Source organism: Exiguobacterium sp. s143 (genome assembly GCF_018618895.1).
Taxonomy (GTDB): domain Bacteria; phylum Bacillota; class Bacilli; order Exiguobacteriales; family Exiguobacteriaceae; genus Exiguobacterium_A; species Exiguobacterium_A abrahamii.
In genome coordinates, this window is sequence record NZ_JACSMX010000001.1 from 426,325 (window position 1) to 448,850 (window position 22,526).

At 46.2% G+C, this 22,526-nt stretch carries 23 protein-coding genes; 12 read left to right on the forward strand and 11 right to left on the reverse strand.

The window, feature by feature from the left end; all coding sequences use genetic code 11:
• Positions 1-286 precede the first annotated feature (286 nt).
• Positions 287-682, reverse strand: a complete 396-nt coding sequence (locus tag KNQ03_RS02535) for an RrF2 family transcriptional regulator (protein ID WP_241492567.1) — start codon at positions 680-682, stop codon at positions 287-289.
• A 296-nt stretch (positions 683-978) separates the two neighbouring features.
• Here KNQ03_RS02535 and KNQ03_RS02540 point away from each other — a divergent pair, with 296 nt between their 5' ends.
• From KNQ03_RS02540 to KNQ03_RS02570, 7 genes are all read left to right on the forward strand, one after another.
• The gene (locus tag KNQ03_RS02540; RefSeq protein WP_214723444.1) at positions 979-3,294 is read left to right on the forward strand and encodes a HAMP domain-containing sensor histidine kinase; all 2,316 of its coding nucleotides are present in this window, start codon (positions 979-981) and stop codon (positions 3,292-3,294) included.
• Positions 3,284-3,589, forward strand: coding sequence for a hypothetical protein (locus tag KNQ03_RS02545; protein ID WP_133207422.1), 306 nt, complete (start codon positions 3,284-3,286; stop codon positions 3,587-3,589). The genes KNQ03_RS02540 and KNQ03_RS02545 overlap by 11 nt, the downstream gene beginning before the upstream one ends.
• Before the next feature lie 12 nt (positions 3,590-3,601).
• Positions 3,602-4,153: a cysteine hydrolase family protein gene (locus KNQ03_RS02550; RefSeq protein WP_149427520.1), complete on the forward strand. Its 552-nt coding sequence runs from the start codon at positions 3,602-3,604 to the stop codon at positions 4,151-4,153.
• A 207-nt stretch (positions 4,154-4,360) separates the two neighbouring features.
• On the forward strand, positions 4,361-5,242 hold the full coding sequence (locus tag KNQ03_RS02555; RefSeq protein ID WP_058264888.1) for a manganese catalase: 882 nt from the start codon (positions 4,361-4,363) through the stop codon (positions 5,240-5,242).
• A gap of 5 nt (positions 5,243-5,247) precedes the next feature.
• Entirely contained in the window at positions 5,248-5,466 is a 219-nt protein-coding gene (locus KNQ03_RS02560; RefSeq protein WP_055968392.1) for a hypothetical protein, read from the forward strand.
• A complete protein-coding gene (locus KNQ03_RS02565; RefSeq protein WP_029341888.1) occupies positions 5,459-5,752 on the forward strand; it encodes a spore coat protein in 294 nt (97 codons plus the stop codon). The genes KNQ03_RS02560 and KNQ03_RS02565 overlap by 8 nt, the downstream gene beginning before the upstream one ends.
• Before the next feature lie 74 nt (positions 5,753-5,826).
• Positions 5,827-6,942 (forward strand): hypothetical protein, encoded by a 1,116-nt coding sequence (locus KNQ03_RS02570; protein WP_055968393.1) that lies wholly within the window; start codon positions 5,827-5,829, stop codon positions 6,940-6,942.
• 42 nt (positions 6,943-6,984) lie between these two features.
• On the opposite strand, the gene KNQ03_RS02575 is transcribed toward KNQ03_RS02570, so the two are convergent.
• A complete protein-coding gene (locus KNQ03_RS02575) occupies positions 6,985-7,374 on the reverse strand; it encodes a thiol-disulfide oxidoreductase DCC family protein (RefSeq protein ID WP_055968395.1) in 390 nt (129 codons plus the stop codon).
• Positions 7,375-7,576: 202 nt separating this feature from the next.
• Here KNQ03_RS02575 and KNQ03_RS02580 point away from each other — a divergent pair, with 202 nt between their 5' ends.
• The gene (locus tag KNQ03_RS02580; RefSeq protein WP_055968397.1) at positions 7,577-8,320 is read left to right on the forward strand and encodes an SDR family oxidoreductase; all 744 of its coding nucleotides are present in this window, start codon (positions 7,577-7,579) and stop codon (positions 8,318-8,320) included.
• Between the two features lie 55 nt (positions 8,321-8,375).
• Here KNQ03_RS02580 and KNQ03_RS02585 read toward each other — a convergent pair whose 3' ends face one another.
• Genes KNQ03_RS02585 through KNQ03_RS02600 form a run of 4 tightly spaced genes read right to left on the reverse strand, consistent with a single transcriptional unit; the run spans position 8,376 to position 10,114 of the window.
• Positions 8,376-8,834 carry an NUDIX hydrolase gene (locus KNQ03_RS02585; protein WP_214723446.1) on the reverse strand — a complete coding sequence of 153 codons (459 nt, stop codon included), beginning with the start codon at positions 8,832-8,834 and terminating at the stop codon, positions 8,376-8,378.
• Complete coding sequence (locus tag KNQ03_RS02590; protein ID WP_214723448.1) at positions 8,806-9,531, reverse strand: alpha/beta fold hydrolase; 726 nt, start codon at positions 9,529-9,531, stop codon at positions 8,806-8,808. Before KNQ03_RS02590 ends, KNQ03_RS02585 begins: the two co-directional genes overlap by 29 nt.
• Complete coding sequence (locus KNQ03_RS02595) at positions 9,521-9,934, reverse strand: RDD family protein (protein ID WP_214723450.1); 414 nt, start codon at positions 9,932-9,934, stop codon at positions 9,521-9,523. The genes KNQ03_RS02590 and KNQ03_RS02595 overlap by 11 nt, the downstream gene beginning before the upstream one ends.
• 12 nt (positions 9,935-9,946) lie before the next feature.
• Positions 9,947-10,114 (reverse strand): hypothetical protein, encoded by a 168-nt coding sequence (locus KNQ03_RS02600; RefSeq protein ID WP_156323149.1) that lies wholly within the window; start codon positions 10,112-10,114, stop codon positions 9,947-9,949.
• A gap of 125 nt (positions 10,115-10,239) precedes the next feature.
• Between KNQ03_RS02600 and KNQ03_RS02605 the strand changes: the two genes are divergently transcribed.
• Complete coding sequence (locus KNQ03_RS02605; RefSeq protein WP_214723452.1) at positions 10,240-11,163, forward strand: zinc-dependent alcohol dehydrogenase; 924 nt, start codon at positions 10,240-10,242, stop codon at positions 11,161-11,163.
• Here KNQ03_RS02605 and KNQ03_RS02610 read toward each other — a convergent pair.
• The 3 genes from KNQ03_RS02610 to KNQ03_RS02620 form a co-directional block, all read right to left on the reverse strand.
• Positions 11,145-11,741: a hypothetical protein gene (locus KNQ03_RS02610; RefSeq protein WP_214723454.1), complete on the reverse strand. Its 597-nt coding sequence runs from the start codon at positions 11,739-11,741 to the stop codon at positions 11,145-11,147. The genes KNQ03_RS02605 and KNQ03_RS02610 overlap by 19 nt on opposite strands.
• The gene (locus KNQ03_RS02615; protein WP_214723456.1) at positions 11,742-12,473 is read right to left on the reverse strand and encodes a DUF5694 domain-containing protein; all 732 of its coding nucleotides are present in this window, start codon (positions 12,471-12,473) and stop codon (positions 11,742-11,744) included. It abuts the gene before it with no gap.
• Between the two features lie 108 nt (positions 12,474-12,581).
• Positions 12,582-13,934: a phenylacetate--CoA ligase family protein gene (locus KNQ03_RS02620; protein WP_214723458.1), complete on the reverse strand. Its 1,353-nt coding sequence runs from the start codon at positions 13,932-13,934 to the stop codon at positions 12,582-12,584.
• Between the two features lie 334 nt (positions 13,935-14,268).
• Here KNQ03_RS02620 and KNQ03_RS02625 point away from each other — a divergent pair, with 334 nt between their 5' ends.
• Entirely contained in the window at positions 14,269-14,967 is a 699-nt protein-coding gene (locus KNQ03_RS02625) for an AraC family transcriptional regulator (RefSeq protein WP_371743247.1), read from the forward strand.
• 55 nt (positions 14,968-15,022) lie between these two features.
• Here the strand turns inward: KNQ03_RS02625 and KNQ03_RS02630 are convergent, their stop codons facing one another.
• Both KNQ03_RS02630 and KNQ03_RS02635 read right to left on the reverse strand, forming a co-directional pair.
• Entirely contained in the window at positions 15,023-16,372 is a 1,350-nt protein-coding gene (locus tag KNQ03_RS02630; RefSeq protein WP_023468514.1) for a phenylacetate--CoA ligase family protein, read from the reverse strand.
• A gap of 245 nt (positions 16,373-16,617) precedes the next feature.
• Positions 16,618-17,007 (reverse strand): hypothetical protein, encoded by a 390-nt coding sequence (locus KNQ03_RS02635; protein ID WP_035397030.1) that lies wholly within the window; start codon positions 17,005-17,007, stop codon positions 16,618-16,620.
• Between the two features lie 159 nt (positions 17,008-17,166).
• On the opposite strand from KNQ03_RS02635, the gene KNQ03_RS02640 reads away from it, so the two are divergent.
• Positions 17,167-18,591: an NAD(P)H-binding protein gene (locus KNQ03_RS02640; protein ID WP_064299730.1), complete on the forward strand. Its 1,425-nt coding sequence runs from the start codon at positions 17,167-17,169 to the stop codon at positions 18,589-18,591.
• A gap of 120 nt (positions 18,592-18,711) precedes the next feature.
• Entirely contained in the window at positions 18,712-22,299 is a 3,588-nt protein-coding gene (locus tag KNQ03_RS02645; RefSeq protein WP_214723462.1) for a dynamin family protein, read from the forward strand.
• The last annotated feature ends 227 nt before the right edge of the window (positions 22,300-22,526 follow it).

A 22,526-nucleotide genomic window follows, 5' to 3' on the forward strand; every position in this document is an offset into this window, starting at 1 on the left:
TTAATCCTTTATCTGAATGGACAGTAAGAGTCCTGTATAAAAATCAAGCAGGTGAATTGGAAATATCCCCTCCTTCCTGTAAAGTTATACCACAAAAACAAGTACAAAGTGTACATGTTTTTGTTTCAAAATTAAGATTCGAATAGCGTCCGAATCTTGTTTATAGTAACATAAAAGATACTAGTTTTAATCATAATTAACATGATGATCTGATAAAAATCTGCATGACTGGAATATGTACACGGATAAAGAGTCAGAGATCATCTATCCCTCTCTGACTCTTTCTTCAGTCGTTCATCGTCGGCGCGATTAAATCTTGTAACGTGTATGCCTGCAACGCGTCCGTAAAGGACATGAATGCTTGATCGAACGCTTGACGTGTGTTTTGCAAACTACCATTTTTATTGGGAACGGTCACATTTTCAAGATAGGATACTTCTTCAAATAAATGAACGATTTCTCCTAACGTAATCGTCTCTGGCGATTTCGCTAATTTGAATCCACCATTACGACCTTGTACGGAAATGATGAGACCAAACTTGCTCAATGAATGGACAATCTTCATCAAATGATTTTTAGAAATATCATAATGGGTTGCCACTTCTTGAATTTGTACGAGCCGATTCGGATGCGACGCTGCGAAAATAAGCACACGAATGGCATAGTCCGTAGAGCGAGTCATCTTCATCCATTTCACCTTCTTTTTCTTTCCTTTATATAAACATAGTACAGAAGCTTACTCATTTTCACAATCAATAGTATGGCTTGAAGTGTTATGTCGAGTGATTTTGCACATATGTATATCGTTTATCTTAAAGGATATGAAGTGTCAAAATCTAGGGATTTTTTCGGAAAAAGGCAAAATGATATTTTAATCGATGAAGCAATTCATGCAGAATGTTTAATGTCTATGATAAGATTTCTTTAAACATGTATTTTTATTGTTTGTTTATATATCTTTTAGAAAGAGGTCTAGTCATGAAGTGGCTTTCATCAAGTCTGTTCCATCGATTTTATATCCTATTGTTTTCGAATTTCTTGATTTTTGCAAGCATCGGCGTCTTAACATTCTACTTTGCTCAAAAAGAGCTGGAGCAACACCGAACTTCATCACAGAAGATCACATCACAAAAAACGCAAGCTCGCACACTATGGAATGAAGCACAACAAGTCAATCTTCAAGTCCAACAAATCAACTTTAATGATCAAACCGATCTTAAGCAGGTCAATCAGCGGTTGGAACGCTTACAACAACACGTTCAATCATTTAATCAACGTTATTCAGATCCATCAGACGAACGCTTTACGCGTCAACTTGTTCAATTTTCAAGATTTTTAGAACTGGAACTCACCTTACAAGTACTCACGGATAATCAAAAGCTGGTTCAACAATCTGACTCCGCTATCAATGACTACTTTCGATTGATTCATAATGAAGAGCGAAAAGCACAACAATCACTACAACAAAGAACCGTTGAAGTTTTACGCTACGCCTTTGGTGTGATGATCATTGCTTTTTGCCTTCTCAGTTACTTGATTTTAAGACTTGTGCGGTCTTTTCGAACGGACTTACTTGACCTCGTCGATCAAACGAAACACCCTGACCGATTGGAGCAGAACGATTTTCAGAACCGTCACGATGAGATTGGTACACTTGGGCGATCGATGCAACAAATGACAACGTTGCTCGCCTTTGAACACCAGCAAACGCAAGCTGTCAATTCACAACTCCAAGAGTCTTTCTATCAACAAAAAATAATTGAGCGACAACTTCAATTTCAAAACCAGTTAGCTACTCAAATTTTACGTCATCAATCAATGACAGGTCTTCACACGTGGCTACAAGCAATCGGTAGTCATTTTCGGGCGACGCATATCTTTTTTTCACCACAGTCGGAAAGTTTTGAAGCTGTCCATATCGCACTATCAGACGAACCGACTTATGACCAAGAACGGCTAGAGTTAGAAGCCAAGACCGAGCTAGATACATCGATCCATCTAATTGAGGAAGAACAATTGACGTTGTGTGCTCTCCCATTACACAGTCCGTCAAAATTCATCGGTACATTGACGTTACAATTTCATCATCGTTTCACCGAGACTATCGCACTTCAGAAAACGACACATTTATTGAATATCGGGTTGATGCGGTTGCTTGATGACATCCGTATAAAAGATCACCATCAATTAATTCAACGCATTTTAAATGGTCTTCGAGAAGCTATATTGTTCGTCGATGTGACGAACACAAATATCTTTACGAATCACATGTTCCATCAATTGTTCCCGAACTGGTCACCATCTGAAAAACAATCTGAAAACTTAGCATTCGTTATCGAAGCCTTCGAACCGTTGATTCTCGAAACAGATGCGTTGCATGTATATGTCGAACAAATCAAAGCAGGCTTCGAGCATGCATCAATCGTTCCGGCTCAGGATTTCTCAATGCCAGATGATCGTCATGTACGACTTTACACAGAATTTTTGCCCGATCGTCAAGGTATTTTATTTGTTTTTCGTGAACGCACAATTGAAGTCAACCATGCTAAAAAAGAGCAAAACTTCATTTCGGTTTTATCTCATGAGCTACGAACGCCGCTTGCCTCCATTGAAGGGTTTAGCGAACTGATGTTACACCGGACATTGTCTCCTTCAAAGCAGCGCAAATACTTAGAGACCGTGCGAAGTGAGACGCAGCGACTCAGCCAATTATTAACCGAATTCCTAGATTATCAGCGACTTAGTCATCAAAAAGAATCCTATCATTTGGTATCATTTTGTATTGAACGTATGCTCATTGAGTTAACCGAGTGGTTGAACGTTTCGACATCGACGCATCATTTACAAATCCAAACCGACGGACCTTGTCTGATCACGGCTGACCAAGAAAAAATCCGGAGAGTCTTATTAAACATCTTGAATAATGCGATAAAATATTCTCCCGTTGATTCAAATATCCAAGTCTCGCTAGCGTGCTGTGAATCTGAAATCGTCATCACCATTAGCGATGAGGGATATGGTATCCCAACTCAAGATCTTCCCTATCTGTTTGATCCCTATTACCGCGTCGAACAGGCAGACCACCTTCAAGTTCAAGGAACAGGTCTCGGTTTACCGATTTGTAAGGAAATCATTGAGGCACATGGCGGACGTATCACCGTTCATTCAGAAATCGGAAAGGGATCCGACTTTTTTATCCGTTTACCTCGTGATGAAGAGTGGAACACAACCAATAACATGTATAAGAACAGTATGAATAATCTACAACTAGGAAGTGAAGAACGTGGAAGCTGATTTAAATCAAATCGTTCGCTGTTTGAATCAAGATTTTAAACAGCAAAAAACTGTCTTCAGTGCAATGGCATTGAAAGAGACCAACCCCTGCATCGTCTTGATGGAAGATCACCGCAAAAGACTGCTGAATGACGCTTTATATCAATACCCAGATTTCATCGCAGAGTTGGAATCCCTCATCTATCGTTGTTTAATTGATGTCCGGGGAGCCCGTGAATCAGCCTCCCCTTCTGAGATTTTTATCTCTAAAGCCCAGCTCTATTCACCTTATCATTATTTAATCACTTTTTTATGAGAGGAGTCCGCCATGACTGTTCAAGAAAATACAGCATTGTTGATCATCGATGTCATCAATAAGATGGATTTTGAAGGAGCTGAGCAGTTATTGCAACAAACGCTCCCTGTCCTTGAACCACTCTCAAAATTAAAACAACATTGTAAACGTCAAAACATCCCGGTGATTTACGTCAATGACAATTTTGGTCTTTGGCAGGAAAATGTCAATCAAATCATAGATGAGTGCCGCGGTGGTCTTGGAGATGTACTCATCGAGACAATGCACCCAGAAGAGAACGATTACTTCATCATCAAGCCAAAACATTCAGGTTTTTTCGGGACCCAACTTGATATTTTATTAAAGCATTTGGATGTCTCACGTCTTATCATCACCGGTCTAACGACGGATATGTGTATCTTATTTACTGCAAACGATGCCTACATGCGAGAATATGCCATTCATGTTCCTGCAGACTGTACGGCAGCAGAAACCGCCGTTGCAAAAGATCATGCTTTAGAAATTCTCAGTTCGACATTAGCTCTTGATTGCTCCTCAAGTTTAAGCTTGATGGAGGGGGAATGACGATATTGCATTATTTTTTTGAAACGTTTAAAACTGCATACGAAATACTGCCTTGGCACTATCCCAAACTTGTTCATAAATCATTCTTTGATTGAACGTTCACCTCAGCATATCGAAAAATAAGGTAAACAGGTTTGAAAGGAACCGATTAAGGTATATAACATGTGTAAGTCATATATGTTTAAAACTTAAAAGGGGGTTCTTTTCATGTTTCGCCATCAAAAAGAATTACAATTCGAAGTCAAGGTTGATCGACCCGATCCAAAACTCGCTCGGGCCGTGCAAGAGGTACTCGGTGGACAATTCGGTGAGATGACGGTCATGATGCAATATCTTTTCCAAGGCTTCAATTGTCGAGGTGAAGAAAAGTACAAGGATATGCTGATGGATATCGGGACGGAAGAAATCGGGCACGTTGAAATGCTATGTTCCCTCATTTCTCAATTGCTCGACGGGGCGTCACCGGATGATCAGGCAGAAGCTGCCAAAGATCCAGCGACGGCAGCAATTCTCGGGGGTATGAATCCACAGCATCTTTTAGTTAGCGGTCTCGGTGGACTGCCATCAAACGCAAACGGCATTCCGTGGAACGGATCCTATATCGTCGCGAGCGGTAACTTATTGGCAGATATGCGCTCGAACCTACATGCTGAATCACAAGGTCGACTTCAAGTCGCCCGTCTCTATCATATGACGACGGATGAAGGCGTGCGTGCTACATTCCGTAAGATGCTTGCTCGCGATCGTTATCACCAGTATCAATGGATGGCTGCGATCGAAGAGCTGGAAACGAAAAACGGCGTCGTCGTGCCTGCTACTTTCGCACCGGAAGATGAGATGGAAGCGCAACCGCATGCTTATGAGTTCTGGGACCTATCGGAAGGAACAGCTTCAAAAGAAGGTCGCTGGGCTCAAGGGGAAGCACAAGATGGCACCGGTGAATTCGTTCATCTAGAAAACCCTGCACCACAAGGAAATATTCCGAATATGAAGGTACCAGCACACAAACTTCACCACGACCTAGCAGAAAAAACAGGAATGCAAAACGTTAAAGATACTGTCAAACGGATGTTACATGATAAGGAGTGAGACCGATGGCTAAATCACCACTTGCAATCCATGAAACACTCGAAATCCATGAAATCATGACGATGAAACAAGCCTGTCTCGTTAAAGCTGTTGCTGTTCGTTCTTTTGTTAAAGATGAGACGCTTGAAAAATTGATTGCTCAAGACATCAAAGATAGCGAACAAGCATTAAACGATTTACAAAAGCTATTGGCAGATCATGAAGGAGGCGGTTCTCATGAATGAAGCTCTCCAATCCATCAACCGTCCTAGTAAAAAACGCGACGAGTTGATTGCGACAGACTTCTTGATCAGCAGCAAATCACTTGTCCGTGCTTATGCTGTCGCAATTACGGAAACGGCTTCTCCTGATGTGCGGAAAGTCTTGACCGAACAACTGAATAAAGCCATTCAGACTCACGCTGCGATCGCCGGATACATGATTGATCACGATATGTATCACGCGCATGACTTGAAAAAACAATTAAAACACGATCAAGAAAAGCTAGAGGTCGCAAAAGGATTACTATGACGTTTCCCCTTCCCTTCTGATCCTGAAGCGGAAGGGGTTTTCTTTCATAATTCGTGTAAGGAGCGATCAGTCCCATGATTGACATCAATCACATTCAAATCAAACAAAGCGGAGAAACCGTTTGTCTCACCTGGAAAGGAACAAGTAACGTCCGACTCTTCTTAAACGGTATACCTTGTTTCATTCAGAACTCGAATACCTATCAAACGGATGTACTCCCTTTATATGAGCCTTTGTCGTTCGAACTGATTGATTCAGATTCGAAGACACGTATCGTCACGGCTCTTGTTTCAAGTACGGATGATTTGTTCTGGAACCGAAAAGTGACTGTCCTGATTCAACAAAATCATGCTGTCCGACTATTATGGGGTGAAATTCCAGAGGTATCGCATTATTCGATATTTCAAGATAAGCATCGATTAGGTCAAACTACAACACCCGAATGGAAAGGAACGATTGACCCTGAACAGTTTACACGTTTCGAAATCCGGATGTTACGTCCCATTTCTAGAAAATCGATGCCGTTCGCACGTATTATCGAGACGTTCGCCCGCGTTACGAATCAGATAAAACAAGAACAAGACCGAGAACGGGAATTTGAACAATTCGTGCTCTATTTTTCTTTGTACCCGCTATCCGCTTCACATACGAAGGTTTCTTCATACCGATTGCGTGTACTAACGTTCATTGCTCCTCCGATTCTCATGAACCCGAATCCGTTTTCTCCGCATCGTTATTTCGAAGGCGATGCGCGACAATATTCGCCTTTTTCTAAAGAGTATCGTACCTTTACAGAGGTCCTGACATGTAATGGTGAAACCACTCATCAACTATCAAAACAAGCAAATCCTACTCGCTCTTTTGATGCTCGTCATCAGTTATATCGAGAAGATGTCGCTTCGACACAGCAAGTCTATTTATCACATCAATCACCAACTCGATATACGCTTCATCATTCTGTTGGTAATCCGCTCGTCGTCTCACCAAACATCGACTACGAAATAACGGTGACACACCGTTCAAATCTTTGGCGTATCGCAGGAACACACCTCCAATCACCGCATCATGAAGTGTATCTGGATGAGGGAGACGATTGTTTTGAAACAATCCACCAAGCCCATGATTTAGGATTAAGTTTCCTCGGCGATCCATTGCCAAGTTGTCACTGGTTGCATGTGACCAACCAATGAACAGAAAGAAAACCGCGACCGATTCGTCGCGGTTTTTCATCTTTAGTCGTGAAATCGAGCTCGCGTCTCCGGAGACGGTAACGCGCACTGCTGCTTTTGTCCAAACCAGCGATGACGGTTGTTTGCAACGAAATCATAGACGCGATCTCGAAGTGAACGTGGAACAATCTGAAACACACTCAACAGACGCCATCCACCTTTTAAATGACGGGCAATCCGTAACGCTGCATCTGATTTGATATAGGGTACACCCCGGTCAATCACAACGACACTGTCGATCGTTTCCGGAAGATGATGACGACGGACGATTTCTTGTCCTGTTTCCCCTTGCAACGAAGCAAAATCATGATATCCTTTGTCTCGTTTCAAAATGAACTGGACACTCGCGTCACAGAGATTACATTCTCCGTCGAATAAGACGATTGCTTTCATGATCGATTCATCCTTCCCCACCTGTTTAACGAATAATTTCGTACACTTTTTCTTTACCACATTTCAAGTCAAAACATGCATTTAATCAGTATGTTAAATCATGATAACGCTTCCGTTCATTGTCTTTCTTACGCTATACTGTTTTTGTAAACATTTGGAACCATTCATTTATTTGAATGTATCTATGTAAAGGAGCGTACATATGACGAAACGACCGATTGCCATCGTGACCGGTGCCAGTCAGACACGCGACATCGGAGCTGCGATTTGCCGCCAGCTTGCCTCGTCCGGACATGACCTGGTCTTTACTTATTTTAAAGCAACAGCGGATTGGGCGGCTAGTTTTACGACCGAACTCGAAAATCAAGGTGCCCGCGTCCTTGCGATCGAGCTAGATTTAGGTCAAGCAGATGCTGCTGACGATTTATTCAATCAGGTAGAAGACTTTGGAACACCAAGCATCCTGATCAACAACGCTGCCCATTCGACGATGACGGATTGGAAAACACTTGATGCAGCCAGTCTTGATCAACACTATGCCGTCAATCTCCGGGCACCGTTGTTGCTCGCGACACGTTTCACGAAACGATTCGCTGAAGCACATCTAACGTCCGGTCGTATCATTCAACTGACGTCCGGACAAGATCTCGGTCCGATGCCTGACGAGATTGCTTACGCTACGACAAAAGGTGCCTTGTCGACGTTTACGAAGACTTACGCGGCAGCCGTGGCACCGCTTGGCATCACCGTCAATGCTGTCAATCCGGGTCCGACAGACTCGACTTGGATGGATGAAGCAACCCGGACGGCGCTTAAACCTAGTTTTCCGTTCGGGCGAATCGGTGCGCCGGAAGACGTCGCACGATTGATCCAATTCCTCGTCAGTCCTGACGGTGGCTGGGTGACCGGGCAAGTCATCCATTCCGAAGGTGGCTTTGAACGCTGAATATGTCGCATGTAAAAACATCCCTCTGACGTGAAAATCAGAAGGATGTTTTGCATTATCGAAAGACCGGACCCGTTTCCGTCAAAAAATCGTTCCAGGCTGTTTGATGCAGTTCGCTATAGAGTTCTGGCATTTGGTCTCTTTCAAAAAAAGCAACGTCGAGTGATTCATCGGAATCAATCGTCAATTGCCCCCCATTGATTCGGCAAACGAAAAAATGGACGATCGGCTGAGCGACATCCCCGTTCGGATACATCTCTTCGTACTTCGAATAGACACCACTCAAACGTTCGCTCCTGACATGAAAACCGGTCTCTTCAAAAATCTCACGCTGTGCGGCTTCAACGAGCGACTCTCCCAGTTCCAGTGCGCCGCCGGGAAAGCCCCATGCTTGTTGCTCCCGCCGTTTTTGAAGAAGAATGCGCCCCTTCTTGTCAAAGACAATCCCACCCGCAAAGTTCAACATCACTTTTTCTTGACCGACCTTACTGCGAAGAAAACGTATGTAGTCCATCTGTCGCCCCTTGAAGTTTGACGTGCTTCAGCCAGGCGATTAGTTGCTTGATCATGGCATCGGTCACGGTATGGTTGACACCCGGAAAAACGTCTAATACAGTCGTTTGCGCCATCCCCGCTCGAACAGCTGACGCGTGATAGAACTGTTGGATCGATAATGGAATGATGTCATCGGCATCGCCGTGCAGGAGCAATCGCGGACGCTCATCCATCACACTGATTGGATCAAGCTTCCATGGTACATCCGTCTCTTTGATAACAGGTCGCCCGTCGCGCGCGCGGAATAAGCGTTCTGCTTCAAGATAGGCACCGCCCCCATTGATCGCAACAAGTGCTTTAATCGGCAGACGCGCCATGATCCCGTGGGCAATGAACCCACCCATCGAGACGCCAACCGCCATCACATCGGAAACATGCCAGCCTGATTGTTCGATGATAGCTGTCGCTTCCGTAATCGATTGTTCGACGACCGTCCAAAAATAGGTCGTCGTTACTTCTGAATCAAACGGATGATCAAACGGTTTACGTTGATCATGCCGAAGGAGTTCCGGAATAAAGACATCGAATCCTTCTTCAGATAATTGTTGTGCAAACTCTAGATAAGAAACAGCCGTTCCGCCCCAACCATGATAGAGCAGAATGGCTCCCGTTGGTTGAGAGGCACGGACACTATGGACATGAAAATCAAGCTTCATTTTTTAGCTTCTCCTGGTTCAAGCGGACGATCGTTCTCGCGAAGTCATCCTCCGGTAATCGTTGTCCGTTCTTGAGAAACGGTTTCCAGTACGGTCGAATCTTAAATAGTGAGACCGTATCACGATAGACTGTTCGGCGGACGATTTGTTTCGTCGTCAATGGCAATCCGTTCTCGCTTTCAACCTGGATGCCGCAAATCTGACCACCAATCGTTTTTCCGTTCAACAGTTTCAATTGCGCGACTTCTCCTAGAAAACTGATCGTCGGTTGTGTCACGACGGCGTGAACAACTTCTGACTTCACACGTCGTAACACCGTTTTTTCGATGACGACAGAAAGTCCGAAATAAACAGCTTGGTTGATGATATACGCACCGATTCGTCGTTTTGTCGTTGAATGCATGGATGGTCCTCCTTATACGTTGAAATAAACGACAGCGCCAAGTCCACTGACGGCAATCAAATAAAAGACGATTGCGAGTCGTTTGTTTGCGGCAGAAATATCCTTTCGGACGAGGATCTTACTATACCGAAACGTCAAAAATGCGAACACGAGCAATGCCAAAATTAATAATGGTGCCATTTGATTCCCCCCTCTTCTTTTTTATTCTACATCATTTCTGGTTTCGAATTGTTATATTTTACAAATAAAGTGGTATATGCTTAATCCATATATCATCAATCCAACAATGAAATGAGGTTTACATGTTGAACACTACAACAATTTGCTGTCTTGTGGAGTCGAAGACGCCTGGTTATCTTGTTCGTGAACTGCCGCCGCTTGGCATCTATGACGTCCACGTCCGCACCTTAGCCGGTGCCATCAGTATTGGTGCCGAACTTCCCCAATGGCTTGAACAAGATATGACCGAAACCAGCTATGACTATCCGCTCGAGACCGGATATGAAAGCTACGGCGAAGTGCTTGCAGTTGGTGACGCCGTCCAAATCGTCAAGCCCGGTGATCGGGTCGTCAGCTTCTATGGTCATCAAGATCAGGCGATCGTTCCTGTATCGAAGGTCATCCCGGTTCCTGCTCATATCTCACCGCGCGAAGCCTTACTACTGATTCTGTCCTGTGACGCGGCAAAAGGCGTCCGAAAGCTAAAATTGACACCCGACACAAGCGTCTTAGTTTCTGGAATGGGTACGATCGGTTTGCTGACGGTACATTACTTACGGCATTACGTCAACGTTCGTCAGATTGATATCCTCGAGCCGCTTACGTCCCGAGCGGAGTTAGCGCGTCAATTAGGTGCACGTGTTGTCACACCGGGTTCAAGTATGTATGACGCCGCCATCGAATGTTCCGGACGTCAAGCGGCCTTTGCCGAGCTTCAATCCGCTGTCCGTCCTCATGGTTCAATCTGCGTCTTATCGGACGGCAACCGGGAAGCCTTGGCGTTGACGCCCGCTTTTCACGCGAAAGAACTTCAGATCGTTGCATCGAGTGACGGCTGGGACTACCGCAAGCACGCAGACTGGCTCTTTGCAGACGAGCGTCACGCGACATTGCCCGCTTTGTTCGAACACGAGACTTCGTTTTCGAAGCTTGCCAGTTGCTTCGCTGCCTTGATGGAAACACCAGATCTACCAATCAAAGTATTCGTTGATTATGAGCAGACGAGCTGAACACCGTTCGGATCCGTGCCTACGAGCGACGTATCGGAAAAGACTGCTTCTTGTAAGACGGTCTTCTCTCCGCGGACGGTTTGGATTTGTGAAATCGGTCGATCGAACAGTTTCGCTAAATCCGCCTCTAATCCTTCGCGTGGCGTCGCCAGAACGAGACGCTCAAGTGTCGTTCCATCAGTATCCGCAATCGCATCTTCATGGACTTGCAGTTCAATCCGTAATCCGTATGGTGTCTGTAAGAACGTCCGCCGCTCGTTCGCTTGGACCGTGAACGATAACTTTTCTGCGCGATCAAGAATCGTTTGCACGTCACCAGGCTGAATCAAAAATCCGATGTGATCGAAGCGAACCGTTTTTCCGAATCCGATCGTCACATTGACCGCTCCCCGTTTCATTTCAATGATTCGGAATAAAATTTGATCCGCTCGAAAATCATCCCATGATAGAGGTGGATTAAACGACGAAAATTCTCCGTTCTTCTTCCCGATACGCTGGGAAACGTGAAATCCGCGTGCCGTGTACCAAGCTTCTGTTTCTTCCAAATGTGGTGTCCAGATATGGTAGTGAAATAGCATTTACATACACTCCTTTTCGTTGTTCCAATCGTTCCACGTCATCACTTCGACTTGGTTCGATTCATTCAAGTACTGTCGTAATAACGGGAGGTGCGCAGCACCGTACAAACAGACGATTCGCTCGTTCGTCTGAGCGAGTTGCAGTAAACGATTTGTGATCTTTTGATTGCGGACTTGCCAGTAGCGTTCGATCCAAATCCGCCCGCTTTCCAGTCGTTCGATTTGATCATAGATTCTAGCCGACGCTGCAATCGTTTCTTCAGCGTGCAATCGGTCGAGCCATTCGGAGAAGGATAACTGCTCCATCGCGTGCTCTAACTGTTCTGTCCGCTTCATCTCAGCCGCGACGATCGTCTCAAAGGCTTCCGGATGATGTGAACGTACGATTCCTAAATCCGGTACGCCAGGTACGACTTCGTTCCAATCGACCCCATGGAGATCTGCTACTCCCGCCATCCGGGCTAATCGAAAGCCAATTTGTTGCCGTTCATTTTCGGTTAAATCGCTCTCGGATTGACGGGTTTCATATGTATGTTGCAAATCATTCATGCGTTCAGGTGCCGTCTCTAGGGCAACGCCTGTCGGTCGAAATGCGTTCAATCGAGCAACGACTTCTTGGATTTCTCGTTGCCTTCTCTCTGACGCGACATCAAAAATTGCCGGACGAATCAAATCACCATTTGCCGGGCGATCGAGGTGGAACATGCCTAACAGTAAAATCTGAGGTTTCATCTATCCCCCTCCTTTTCCTGATTTTACCTTATACTTGGTAAAGGAAGCGACCTTTCTGCAGTGACTAACAAGAAAAAGTGGACAGATGGCGCCATCTGTCCACTTTTTTTATCCTGTTAACCTTGATTTAACGAGTAAAATTTTCCCGCTTTCCTCGGCAGCGATATAAGAAACGGCTTTCACATCAAGATGGATATCACGACCGAACAAACGGTATAGCCGTTCCATCAGAAGTCGTTCGTCTGATTGACTGAACCGCTCTGCGTCCGGAACGTAGTAAATCGATACGCTATCTGTCGTCATTTGGACATATTGAATACGTTCGATACTGTTTGGCAAATGTTTGACGAGACTCGACAGTTGCGCTTCAAAAATCTTTTGCCCATCCGGTTTTTGAATGAATGCCCGCCCCCTGCCGTCAATCGATTCGATGATTGGTCCCGGGTGACCACAGGAACAGGTGCGCTGACTGAGCGTCATCCGATCTCCGACCCGGTAGCGAATGAGGGGGGTCCCGTGTGTATCAAAACTCGTCACGAGAATCTCCCCGTCTGTATCGAGTTCGATGATCCCCATCTCATGATGCAGATGTTTTTGACCAAACCGGCATTCCGAAACGATTGGTGCCCCTTCAGACGATGCATATTGATCAAAGACTGGTCCGTGAAACACTTCTTCGATGACTTGGCGCTCTTCCGCGTCGATCCGTTCAGCCGTCGGAAAAATCGCAATCGGTTGACACGTCAAGCGGATCCCTTCTCGCTTCGCGAACCGGGCGAGCTCAATCATCGCTGACGGAAGACCATCGATCGTTTCTGGTTGAAAACGTTCGATGGCTTCAAGATACGCTGCCATCGTCCGTGGGGATAATCGTTTTACCGTGAACAAGAGCTGATTCGCCGCTCGATTCATTCGCCAATAGACGTCCACCTGTTGACGCTCGGGTACGAGATCCTGTGCCGTAAAGCTGATTCGTCGCATGCCACGGTAGACACCATGGGTCGCCTTGAAATAATCCAGATGGGCCATGCGAATTTGCATATCCGGTATCGTATATCGTACTTGCAGTGACGTGCCTGTCGTTCCGCCCGTTTTCCCTATGATTGGCGCAGCGACATCTGTTTGAATGTTCTCCATGTGCGTTCGTAATATTTCTTTTGATAGTACAGGAATATGTTTTAGTTCGGATAAGTCCGTTAAAGGTAGGCGAATGCCATGTGAAGCGAAGAGTTGACGGTAATAGGGACTGTGTTCCGTACAGAAGTGAAGGAAGTCATTTAAACGATCAAGTTGTTCCGCTTTAACGTCGATCGTCGTATGTTCTCGTTCGAGGAGCATCCGGAACCGTTCTTGATAGGCCGGTCCATAACGTTCGCGATGCAATTGATACCCATAGAGGGTTGTGAAGAGGTGCTGGAGAAATAGAGGAGAGCGATTGTAGATCTGCTCTTTGATACCCATGTCATCACGTCCTTTCGCAAGGGAAGTAACGGTTTCGATGTCTCTACGATAGCCGATGTACCTGACAAGAATATGACAAAAATAAGGGAACATGCATCCTGACAAATTACTATCGCCTTGGACAGGTCCGACGATCATCGCTCTATTATACTAAAAACAAGGAGGTGACAAGATGTGGCTCGAATCAATTCAACGCGTCATTGACTATATCGAAGATCATTTAGAAGATTCGCTCGATCTCAACTCAACGTTTTGACAAGGGTGGCGCAGATGCAAACGTATCCTTTACAACGGACGTTTTCGTTACTTGCGATGATGACCTTACCGGAAATACATTCGGGGGCGACGTCTGACGCTCGCTGCCCAACAATTGACACAGACGGACGAAAAAATCATCGATCTCGCCTTACGTTTTGGTTATGAGACGCCGGAAGCTTTCACAAAAGCTTTCAAACGTCAGCATGGTTGTTCGCCAACGTTGATGCGAAGCGAGCGACGTCCGATTCACGCCTATAACCGCCTGAGCATTCAGGTGACCTTGAAGGGACTGGAGCAAATGGATTACCAACTCATCGAACGACCGGCTTTACAAATTTCAGGATGGCGAAAACATTTCCCGACGCAAGATGGTGCCCAACAACAACTGATTCCGTTGTTTTGGAATGATGTGAATCATTCTGGTCAAGATGCTACCTTGTTTAAACAAAATGACGGTCAGATTGAAGGTGTGATTGGTGTCTGCTCCAATTTCACCGAAGCATCGATGGATTATTGGATCGCGACGACGACAACGGAAGTTCTGCCCGGTCAGGAAACGATGACGATTCCGGCGAGTCTTTGGGCGACGTTTCCGGTCGTTGGTCCGATGCCGCATGCCATTCAAGAGATGTGGCAGCGTATCTATCAAGAGTGGATCCCATCGCATGGATATGATCCTCTACCTCACGCTGAACTCGAAGTTTATTCGGCAGGCGACCCGTCTGCCGCCGATTATCAATCTGCCATCTGGATTCCGGTGCGGCCACGCGACTGACAGTTTCAGGACATACGAAAAAGCGAGATCATCGGTGACCTCGCCTTTTCATGTGTCATGCATACTGTTGTTTAATCAGTAACGTTTTTCCACTGATTTCTTTCGGAATTTCGGGTACCGCGCGCATGACGACATTCAATTGTCCGTCAAACAGTCGGTCAAGAACGAAAAAGAGTTTCTTCTCATGTTCTTTCTCGAAGCATCGTTCATCCGGAACATATAATAAAACAATCTCATCCCGCGTCTCTTGAATATATTGCACGCGTTCGATACAGTTCGGGAACGCTCGAACGATTCCCGCAAGTTCGCCTTCAAAGACACGGTGCCCGTTTCTGAGTTGAATGAAGCTTCTCCCCCGTCCGTCGATCGAAGCGATGATCGGACCTTGATGACCACAGGGACACGTTTCCTGACTAAGCGTCATCCGATCGCCAACGCGGTAACGGACAAGTGGTGTACCATGCGTATCGAAGCTCGTCACAAGGATTTCACCGTCCTCATCACGTTCAATGATTCCCATCTCATAATGTAGATGTTTTTTCCCATACGGACATTCGGCGACGATCGGCGCCCCTTCTGACGACGCATACTGATCATAGATCGGCGCATGGAAGACTTCTTCGACGAGCGTTCGTTCTTCTGCCGTCATCATCTCAGCCGTCGGGAAGATTGCTTTGGGACGAAACGTACAGGTCATCCCATATTTTTTAGCATATCGTGCGACTTCGATCATTCCTGAAGGCAAACCATCAATCGATTCCGGCTGAAACCGATTCAGTTGTTCGATGTATGCAGCGGCGGTTTTCGGATTGATGTTTTTGATCGAGAACAACATCTGATTGATGACTTTATTCGTCCGCCAATAAACCGGTGCCTTTTGTTGCGGGGAAGCAAGCGTTTGACCGGTAAAACTTGCACGGCGCATCCCTTGATCGACTCCATGGGTCCACTTGAAGAAGTCAAGATGTGCCATCCGGATTTGCATGTCTTCCTTTGTATAATGCACTTGAATCGATTTACCGGTCGTACCGCCCGTTTTTCCGAGAATCGGGGCATGGACGTGCGCATGGACGTCCTCATTTTGTTGGCGTAAGATTTCTTTCGTCAAAGGGGGAATCTGTTTTAGTTCGTCAATCGATTTTAACGGGAGCTCTAGTGCAATGGTAGAAAACAATTCCTGATAGTATGGACTATGTGTTTGGCAAAAAGAAAGGAAGTCGTTTAATCGATGCAATTGTTCTGCTCGAACGTCATGCGGTCGTCCTAACTTCTGTTTCAGTTCTTGTAAACGTTGCTGATAGGCGGGACCGTATCGTTCATGGAACAGGCGACGTCCTTGTAAAGTCGTCAACAAGTTTTGGATGAAAATCGGTGAGTGAAAGTAGATCGATTCTTTGAGCTGCATGATGTCACTCCTTCCATAGTTAGACCACCTTTTACTGATACTTTCATCTTATTTCCAGTCGCCGCCCATCTCAATTAGTTCTTCGTGAATAAACTTAGCTTTTATTTTCATGGCGATTTATTTTAATGAACTCTGATTCACGAACATCTTCTTACCGATTCTTGAACTTACAACTTTTCTTCCCTCACAAAAAATCCGATTGATGAAGAGGAGTTTCTTCATCAATCGGATTCATACGAGTGGCATTACGATTTCGCACCTTTTTGTAGCATCTGACATCCGTATGCCCGCAATTTAATCGCTTCGAGTACGAGCGACATCTGTTGCTCATCCAATCGTTCAATCAGCTCGATGATCGTGATCGTCGTTCGTCCATTATACAATTGGACGATCAAGTGGATGATTGCTTCTAACGCTGGACTCGGATAGGGTTCAGCCAGAAATTCACGATCAAAAAACTCACCACTATCCGGAAAGAAGTAATCCGAGAACCGTTCGAGCACTTCTGGCTGTCCTGTCGCAAGGTACAGCATCGAGACCATCGCTGCATCTTCTCGTTGTTTCGGCTTTAATCGTCTCCACAACAGATCGAATCGTCGTTCATGTCCCTCTTGCATGAATTGTATCGTCTGCATGGTTGAAGCCCCCTTTGTTTTCATACTTCCTGTTGGTTCTTTTCCATATGTTACTATTCCCTATTCCATTCAACTGAATCGTCTCAGCATATCCTCTTGCGATTGAACCGACTCGATTGGGGGTACATTACAACAGATATAAGAGAGGAGTTTACATCCATGCCAACGCGCCTAGCTTTAGCCGGAGCCACCGGATACATTGGTCACAATTTACTGAACGAACTAAAGAAAAAATATGACGTCATCGCCCTTTCACGAAATGGTGACGACAAGGACAATGAGGAACGCGTCGAATGGCGATCGTGCGACCTCTTTTCTCTAGACGATACGATCGCTGGTATGAAAGGAGCAGACATCGCTGTCTATCTCGTCCATTCGATGATGCCATCTGCTAAATTGACACAAGGATCGTTTGAGAATATGGACTTATTGTTAGCCGATAACTTCGCCCGTGCCGCAAAAGAAAACGGCATCCGGCAAATCATCTACTTAAGTGGTATCATCCCCGAGGAAACAGAAAATCTATCGCGTCACTTAAAGAGTCGACTTGAAGTCGAACGCGTTCTCGGTGCGTACGGAACACCGGTGACGACGATCCGTGCTGCGTTAATCGTTGGTCCTAAAGGTTCATCGTTCCCAATCTTATCGAAACTCGTCAAACGCTTACCCGTCATGGCACTCCCACGATGGACACGTAACAAGACCCATCCTGTCGCCTTACCCGACGTCATTCATGCCCTTGGTGAAAGTGTCGATCGCGATGACGTCAAAGACCGGGCCATCGATATCGGTGGACCGGAAGCGATGACCTATAAGGAGATGATCCTTAAAACAGCCGACATCATGGGTAAACGACAACCGACGATCGATATTCCTTTATTGACCGTTAAATTATCGCGCCTTTGGGTGACGCTCGTGTCCGGAGAACCAAAAGAAACCGTCTATCCACTCGTTGAAAGCATGGTCCATGAGATGGTTGCGGATCCAGAAAAAATGGTTCCCGGCATCAGTGACGGCAAAATCACATTCGAACAATCAGTCCGAGATGCATTAAAAGAGGAGGAGGAACAAAAAGGATCTTCTTCCTCGTCGTCTTCGACACCAGACGTCCTTGACGTCCGATCGGTACAACGTGTTCTTTTGCCAAAGGATCGCGATGCCGACTGGGCAGCTGACGATTATATGAACTGGTTGTCATCATTTGCCCGCCCTTTCCTATCGTCAACTGTGAAAGATCAAGTCGTTGGAATCCACATTCCGTTTTACGAACAACCGCTGCTTGAATTGACGAAGGAACCGGTTCACGATCGACAAATGGCGACATACCGGATTACCGGCGGATTGTTCGCAAAAGTCGAGCAAGATAGCCGTGGTCGGATTGAATTCCGGCAAATTCCCGGTACGCAAGAATGTATCATCGCCATCCATGAATTCGTCCCTGCGCTACCGTGGATACTCTACAAGGCAACACAGGCGAATGTTCACCTGCTCGTCATGTATCTCTTCAAATTACACTTGTTGCGCCGGATTCATTCGACGGAACAAGAATCGACACGTGCGGACGAAATCGTTCCGTCGTCTTGAACCTAATTAAAACAATCTGCCTCTTACTGGGCGGATTGTTTTTGTCGTTTGCGGAAGGATGACGAAACGGAAAAAATCGTGATACACTGGACGATGACTGAAAGAAAGGGGTTTCATTGCATGCGCTCATTTGAGGAACGATTATCGAACCAACTCGAGGCGACGGCTTCACTCGCCACATTGATTCAACCTTCAACGGATCAACTCCGTTTAGATAAACTAGATAAATTTGCTAGCAAACTATTAAAACGAGAGTTCACGATTGCGTTTGCTGGTCACTTTTCAGCTGGAAAGTCGAGCATGATCAACGCCTTGACGGGTGAATCGGTCTTACCGACGAGTCCGATTCCGACGAGTGCAAACATCGTGACACTTCAGCAAGGTGAGATGGATTCAGCAATCGTTCACTTTCATGAACAGCCGTCTGTTCGTCTGACTGCAAAAGAGCAAGAGAAGCATCTTCAATCGCTTGGGAAAAGTGGTGATGTCCAACAAATCGATTTGACGCATGCCGCGTCCGCGCTGCCTCCTGGTCTCGTCTTAATGGATACGCCAGGCGTCGACTCGGTCGATGATGCCCACCGTGTATCAACGGAGTCTGCCCTTCACTTGGCTGACATCTTGTTTTACGTCATGGACTACAATCATGTTCAATCCGAATTGAACTTCATGGTGACGGATGAATTACAAGCTGCCGTACCGGAATTATATTTAATCGTCAATCAAATCGATAAACATCGTAACGATGAACTATCATTCGACGCCTTCCGCCGCTCGGTTCATGCGTCCTTCGCTGAACACGGTGTCGTACCGAAAGGAATCTTCTTTACGAGCCTACGGGACCCAGCCCATCCGCATAACGATTTCACGGAAGTCGAACAGCTCGTCAAACAAAGCATTCGCGACGCTCAACCGAAGTTGTTGACTTCTGCCGCTTTGACACTCGAAAGTCTTCACCAGGAGCATACACGTTATCTCACACGTCTCGTCTCAGAAACAAACGAGACGATGGCTGAGCAATTGAATGACGCTGAACGACGGAATCCGGCGAAAATCGAAACCGAATTAGCACGTGTCTCGCAACAGTTAGAAGCACGTCAACCGGACCGCTGGGTACAGACGTTTTCGCTTCATCGGGATCAACTTTTGAAAAATGCGACATTGATGCCGTTCGAATTACGCGAGAAGATGCGCCGTTTCCTCGAGTCACGTCAGCGTGATTTCAAGGTTGGATTATTCCGTAGCGCGAAAAAAACGGAAGCGGCTCAAGCAGAGATCGCACAAGACATGCTCCGTGCCTATCAGACAGTGACTGCTTCCGAAATTTCGCTTCATTTACGTAACTTGATGAAACAATCGTTACGTGACCTTGGTCTCCTGCAGGATACGCATATCGTCGCAATCGATCAGCTCTCACTTGACCCACCGCTTTCCGTACTCGAGAGTGCCTTGCCAACCGGTATTACGATCACAGGTGAATCAGTGCTCCAGTTCACGAATCGTGTCGCCGAACAGACACAAGCGTGGTTCGTCAAGGAAACGAACGCATGGCGTGAGCTTATTCGTCAAGAGTTGACGGCAACTTTCCCGAAAGAACAAGCTGAGCTATTGCAGCAACAGACGTCACTACAGCATAAATGGACTAGCGTTCAAGCATGGCAACAGGCTACCGTAGCACTCGAACGATATGAGCATGGCGTTGCTAGTCCATCCGACCAACAACTCGAACAGGCTCGGACGCGAGTCTCAGTTTGGGAGGAGCAATTGATTCAGCAAGAAGCGGCGATCGTTTCCTTTACCGGATATGAATCGGTGACAGAAATTACTGCGTTTGAAGTTGCGACGACGATCAGTGAGCAACAAGCCGTCCGTTATGCACCTGAAGACGTCGCTCGAATCCGTCAGCATCTGAATGGTCTTCAAGGTTTTGAAGATGCCGTCGCTTATTTGAATGACAAATTGGACCGACTGACACACCAATCCTTCACGATTGCCTTATTCGGTGCCTTCAGTGCCGGAAAATCATCGTTTTGCAATGCCTTACTCGGAGATAAGGTTCTCCCGGTCTCTCCGAATCCGACGACAGCATCAATCAACCGGATTCACCCTGTTGACGCTGCACACCCGCACGGCGTGGCAGAAGTCACGTTCAAGTCGGAAGCAGCGATGCTTGAGGAATTAAATGAAGCAATGGTCGAAACAATGACGTTCGAGTCAACGAAACAGGCATACGATACGCTCTTATCACGTGCCGCGTCACTGACGGACCCGTTCTTGCGTGCTTTCTTGAAAGGATTCCCTACCGTTCAATCCTTCATCGGTACCGCTCAGACAGTCGATCAAGACGCTTTTAAACAGTATGTCGCGCAGGAAGAACGAAGCTGTTTCGTAGATGTCATCGATTTCTATTACGATAGTCCGTTAACACGTCTCGGCGTGACGCTCGTCGATACGCCAGGAGCAGATTCAATCAATGCCCGTCATACTGATGTCGCTTTTGATTACATCAAGAACGCGGATGCCATCTTATTCGTCACGTACTTCAATCATGCCTTTGCCCGCGCTGACCGTGAATTCTTGATTCAACTCGGTCGTGTCAAAGACGCATTCGAACTCGATAAGATGTTCTTCCTTGTCAACGCGATTGATCTCGCTGCGTCAGATAGCGAACGTCAAGATGTCTTGAACTATGTCGCGACGGAATTGCAACGCTTCGGGATTCGATCGCCTCGACTGTATGGAGTCTCGAGCTTACAAGGACTCACGGAAAAGCAACAAGAGCTATCGGATTCAACTTCCGGTTTACCTGAATTCGAGGAGGCATTCCATCACTTCCTAGCGGAGGATCTGACCGGTCTCGCCAAAGTATCGTTGTCTGAGCAGACGGAAAAGACCGTCCAGCGACTCGAACGATTTATCGCTGCGACTGAAGCGAATCTGTTGCGAAAAGAAGAACGGTTGGCTGAGCTGTCTGCTTTAGAACAGCAGGTCACGGATCGTTTCGAAGACAATCGCGCCGCTTTGATCGAACCTGCACTCAAAGCAGAGATCCATGAGCTATTGCATCATGTCGTACAACGCATTTATTACCGTTTCCCTGACTTTTTCAAGGAAGCCTATAATCCTGTTCGTTTTGCTCAAACTGGCAAAGGAGCGGCGTTACAGGATGCATTAACGGAACTGTTGACGTTTCTTCGGTTCGATTTTGAACAAGAGCTCCGGGTCACGCATTTCCGTGTCGATCAATGGCTCGAATCGGCCTTGATCCGGCGTCAACAAGAGGAGCAACAGTTGCTAGAGCAATGGAACGAATCCTTCCAACTCGCACCTGTCACGGTCTCTCGATTAAACGAAATGACGTTCGATGGTCCATTCGAAGATGCAACGCCTTATGTCGGCGTCAAACGCCACTTCCGGAATGCGAAAGCTTTCTTTGAGAAAAATGAGAAGGAGCAGTTGAAGGAGGAGCTTGCGACATTAACTAAGCAAGAAGCACTCGCGTATACTGCCACTCAAGAAGAACGCTTGCTTGCAGTCGCGTCGGCACATCTGGACGCTTCTTTGACAGCCGTTTCAGAGCACCTATTACGCCAAACACTCGAGCAACTTGAGAGTGAACGCGCGACGTTACAGGCACAAGAGACGCTGACTCCTTATAAACAAGCAGCAAAGCAGATTCGTAGTCTGACGCCACACGTCACTTCTTGAAACACGATCGCTCCAACGTAAAAGAGGCTGACCCAACAGTCAGTCTCTACAAAGATAAGGGTGGCAGATCATAATTCTGCCACCCTTATCCCGTAAAAATAGAATGACCCGTCATACGCCACTCCTACAGGAAAAGCGCATTTTTGCGCTGTCAGAGACAAACAAGACCCGTTTTCATGCTGGAATGAAGCAGGAAAACGGGCTTGTGTCTCGCCTGAGGAAAGGGC

What these genes read in the sequence shown, in the direction of transcription:
- KNQ03_RS02535 (WP_241492567.1), bottom strand. Translation starts at nt 682, where the DNA reads ATGACTCGCTCTACGGACTATGCCATTCGTGTGCTTATTTTCGCAGCG.
- KNQ03_RS02540 (WP_214723444.1), top strand. Translation starts at nt 979, where the DNA reads ATGAAGTGGCTTTCATCAAGTCTGTTCCATCGATTTTATATCCTATTG.
- KNQ03_RS02550 (WP_149427520.1), top strand. Translation starts at nt 3,602, where the DNA reads ATGACTGTTCAAGAAAATACAGCATTGTTGATCATCGATGTCATCAAT.
- KNQ03_RS02555 (WP_058264888.1), top strand. Translation starts at nt 4,361, where the DNA reads ATGTTTCGCCATCAAAAAGAATTACAATTCGAAGTCAAGGTTGATCGA.
- KNQ03_RS02560 (WP_055968392.1), top strand. Translation starts at nt 5,248, where the DNA reads ATGGCTAAATCACCACTTGCAATCCATGAAACACTCGAAATCCATGAA.
- KNQ03_RS02565 (WP_029341888.1), top strand. Translation starts at nt 5,459, where the DNA reads ATGAATGAAGCTCTCCAATCCATCAACCGTCCTAGTAAAAAACGCGAC.
- KNQ03_RS02570 (WP_055968393.1), top strand. Translation starts at nt 5,827, where the DNA reads ATGATTGACATCAATCACATTCAAATCAAACAAAGCGGAGAAACCGTT.
- KNQ03_RS02575 (WP_055968395.1), bottom strand. Translation starts at nt 7,374, where the DNA reads ATGAAAGCAATCGTCTTATTCGACGGAGAATGTAATCTCTGTGACGCG.
- KNQ03_RS02580 (WP_055968397.1), top strand. Translation starts at nt 7,577, where the DNA reads ATGACGAAACGACCGATTGCCATCGTGACCGGTGCCAGTCAGACACGC.
- KNQ03_RS02585 (WP_214723446.1), bottom strand. Translation starts at nt 8,834, where the DNA reads ATGGACTACATACGTTTTCTTCGCAGTAAGGTCGGTCAAGAAAAAGTG.
- KNQ03_RS02590 (WP_214723448.1), bottom strand. Translation starts at nt 9,531, where the DNA reads ATGAAGCTTGATTTTCATGTCCATAGTGTCCGTGCCTCTCAACCAACG.
- KNQ03_RS02595 (WP_214723450.1), bottom strand. Translation starts at nt 9,934, where the DNA reads ATGCATTCAACGACAAAACGACGAATCGGTGCGTATATCATCAACCAA.
- KNQ03_RS02600 (WP_156323149.1), bottom strand. Translation starts at nt 10,114, where the DNA reads ATGGCACCATTATTAATTTTGGCATTGCTCGTGTTCGCATTTTTGACG.
- KNQ03_RS02610 (WP_214723454.1), bottom strand. Translation starts at nt 11,741, where the DNA reads ATGCTATTTCACTACCATATCTGGACACCACATTTGGAAGAAACAGAA.
- KNQ03_RS02615 (WP_214723456.1), bottom strand. Translation starts at nt 12,473, where the DNA reads ATGAAACCTCAGATTTTACTGTTAGGCATGTTCCACCTCGATCGCCCG.
- KNQ03_RS02620 (WP_214723458.1), bottom strand. Translation starts at nt 13,934, where the DNA reads ATGGGTATCAAAGAGCAGATCTACAATCGCTCTCCTCTATTTCTCCAG.
- KNQ03_RS02630 (WP_023468514.1), bottom strand. Translation starts at nt 16,372, where the DNA reads ATGCAGCTCAAAGAATCGATCTACTTTCACTCACCGATTTTCATCCAA.
- KNQ03_RS02635 (WP_035397030.1), bottom strand. Translation starts at nt 17,007, where the DNA reads ATGCAGACGATACAATTCATGCAAGAGGGACATGAACGACGATTCGAT.
- KNQ03_RS02640 (WP_064299730.1), top strand. Translation starts at nt 17,167, where the DNA reads ATGCCAACGCGCCTAGCTTTAGCCGGAGCCACCGGATACATTGGTCAC.
- KNQ03_RS02645 (WP_214723462.1), top strand. Translation starts at nt 18,712, where the DNA reads ATGCGCTCATTTGAGGAACGATTATCGAACCAACTCGAGGCGACGGCT.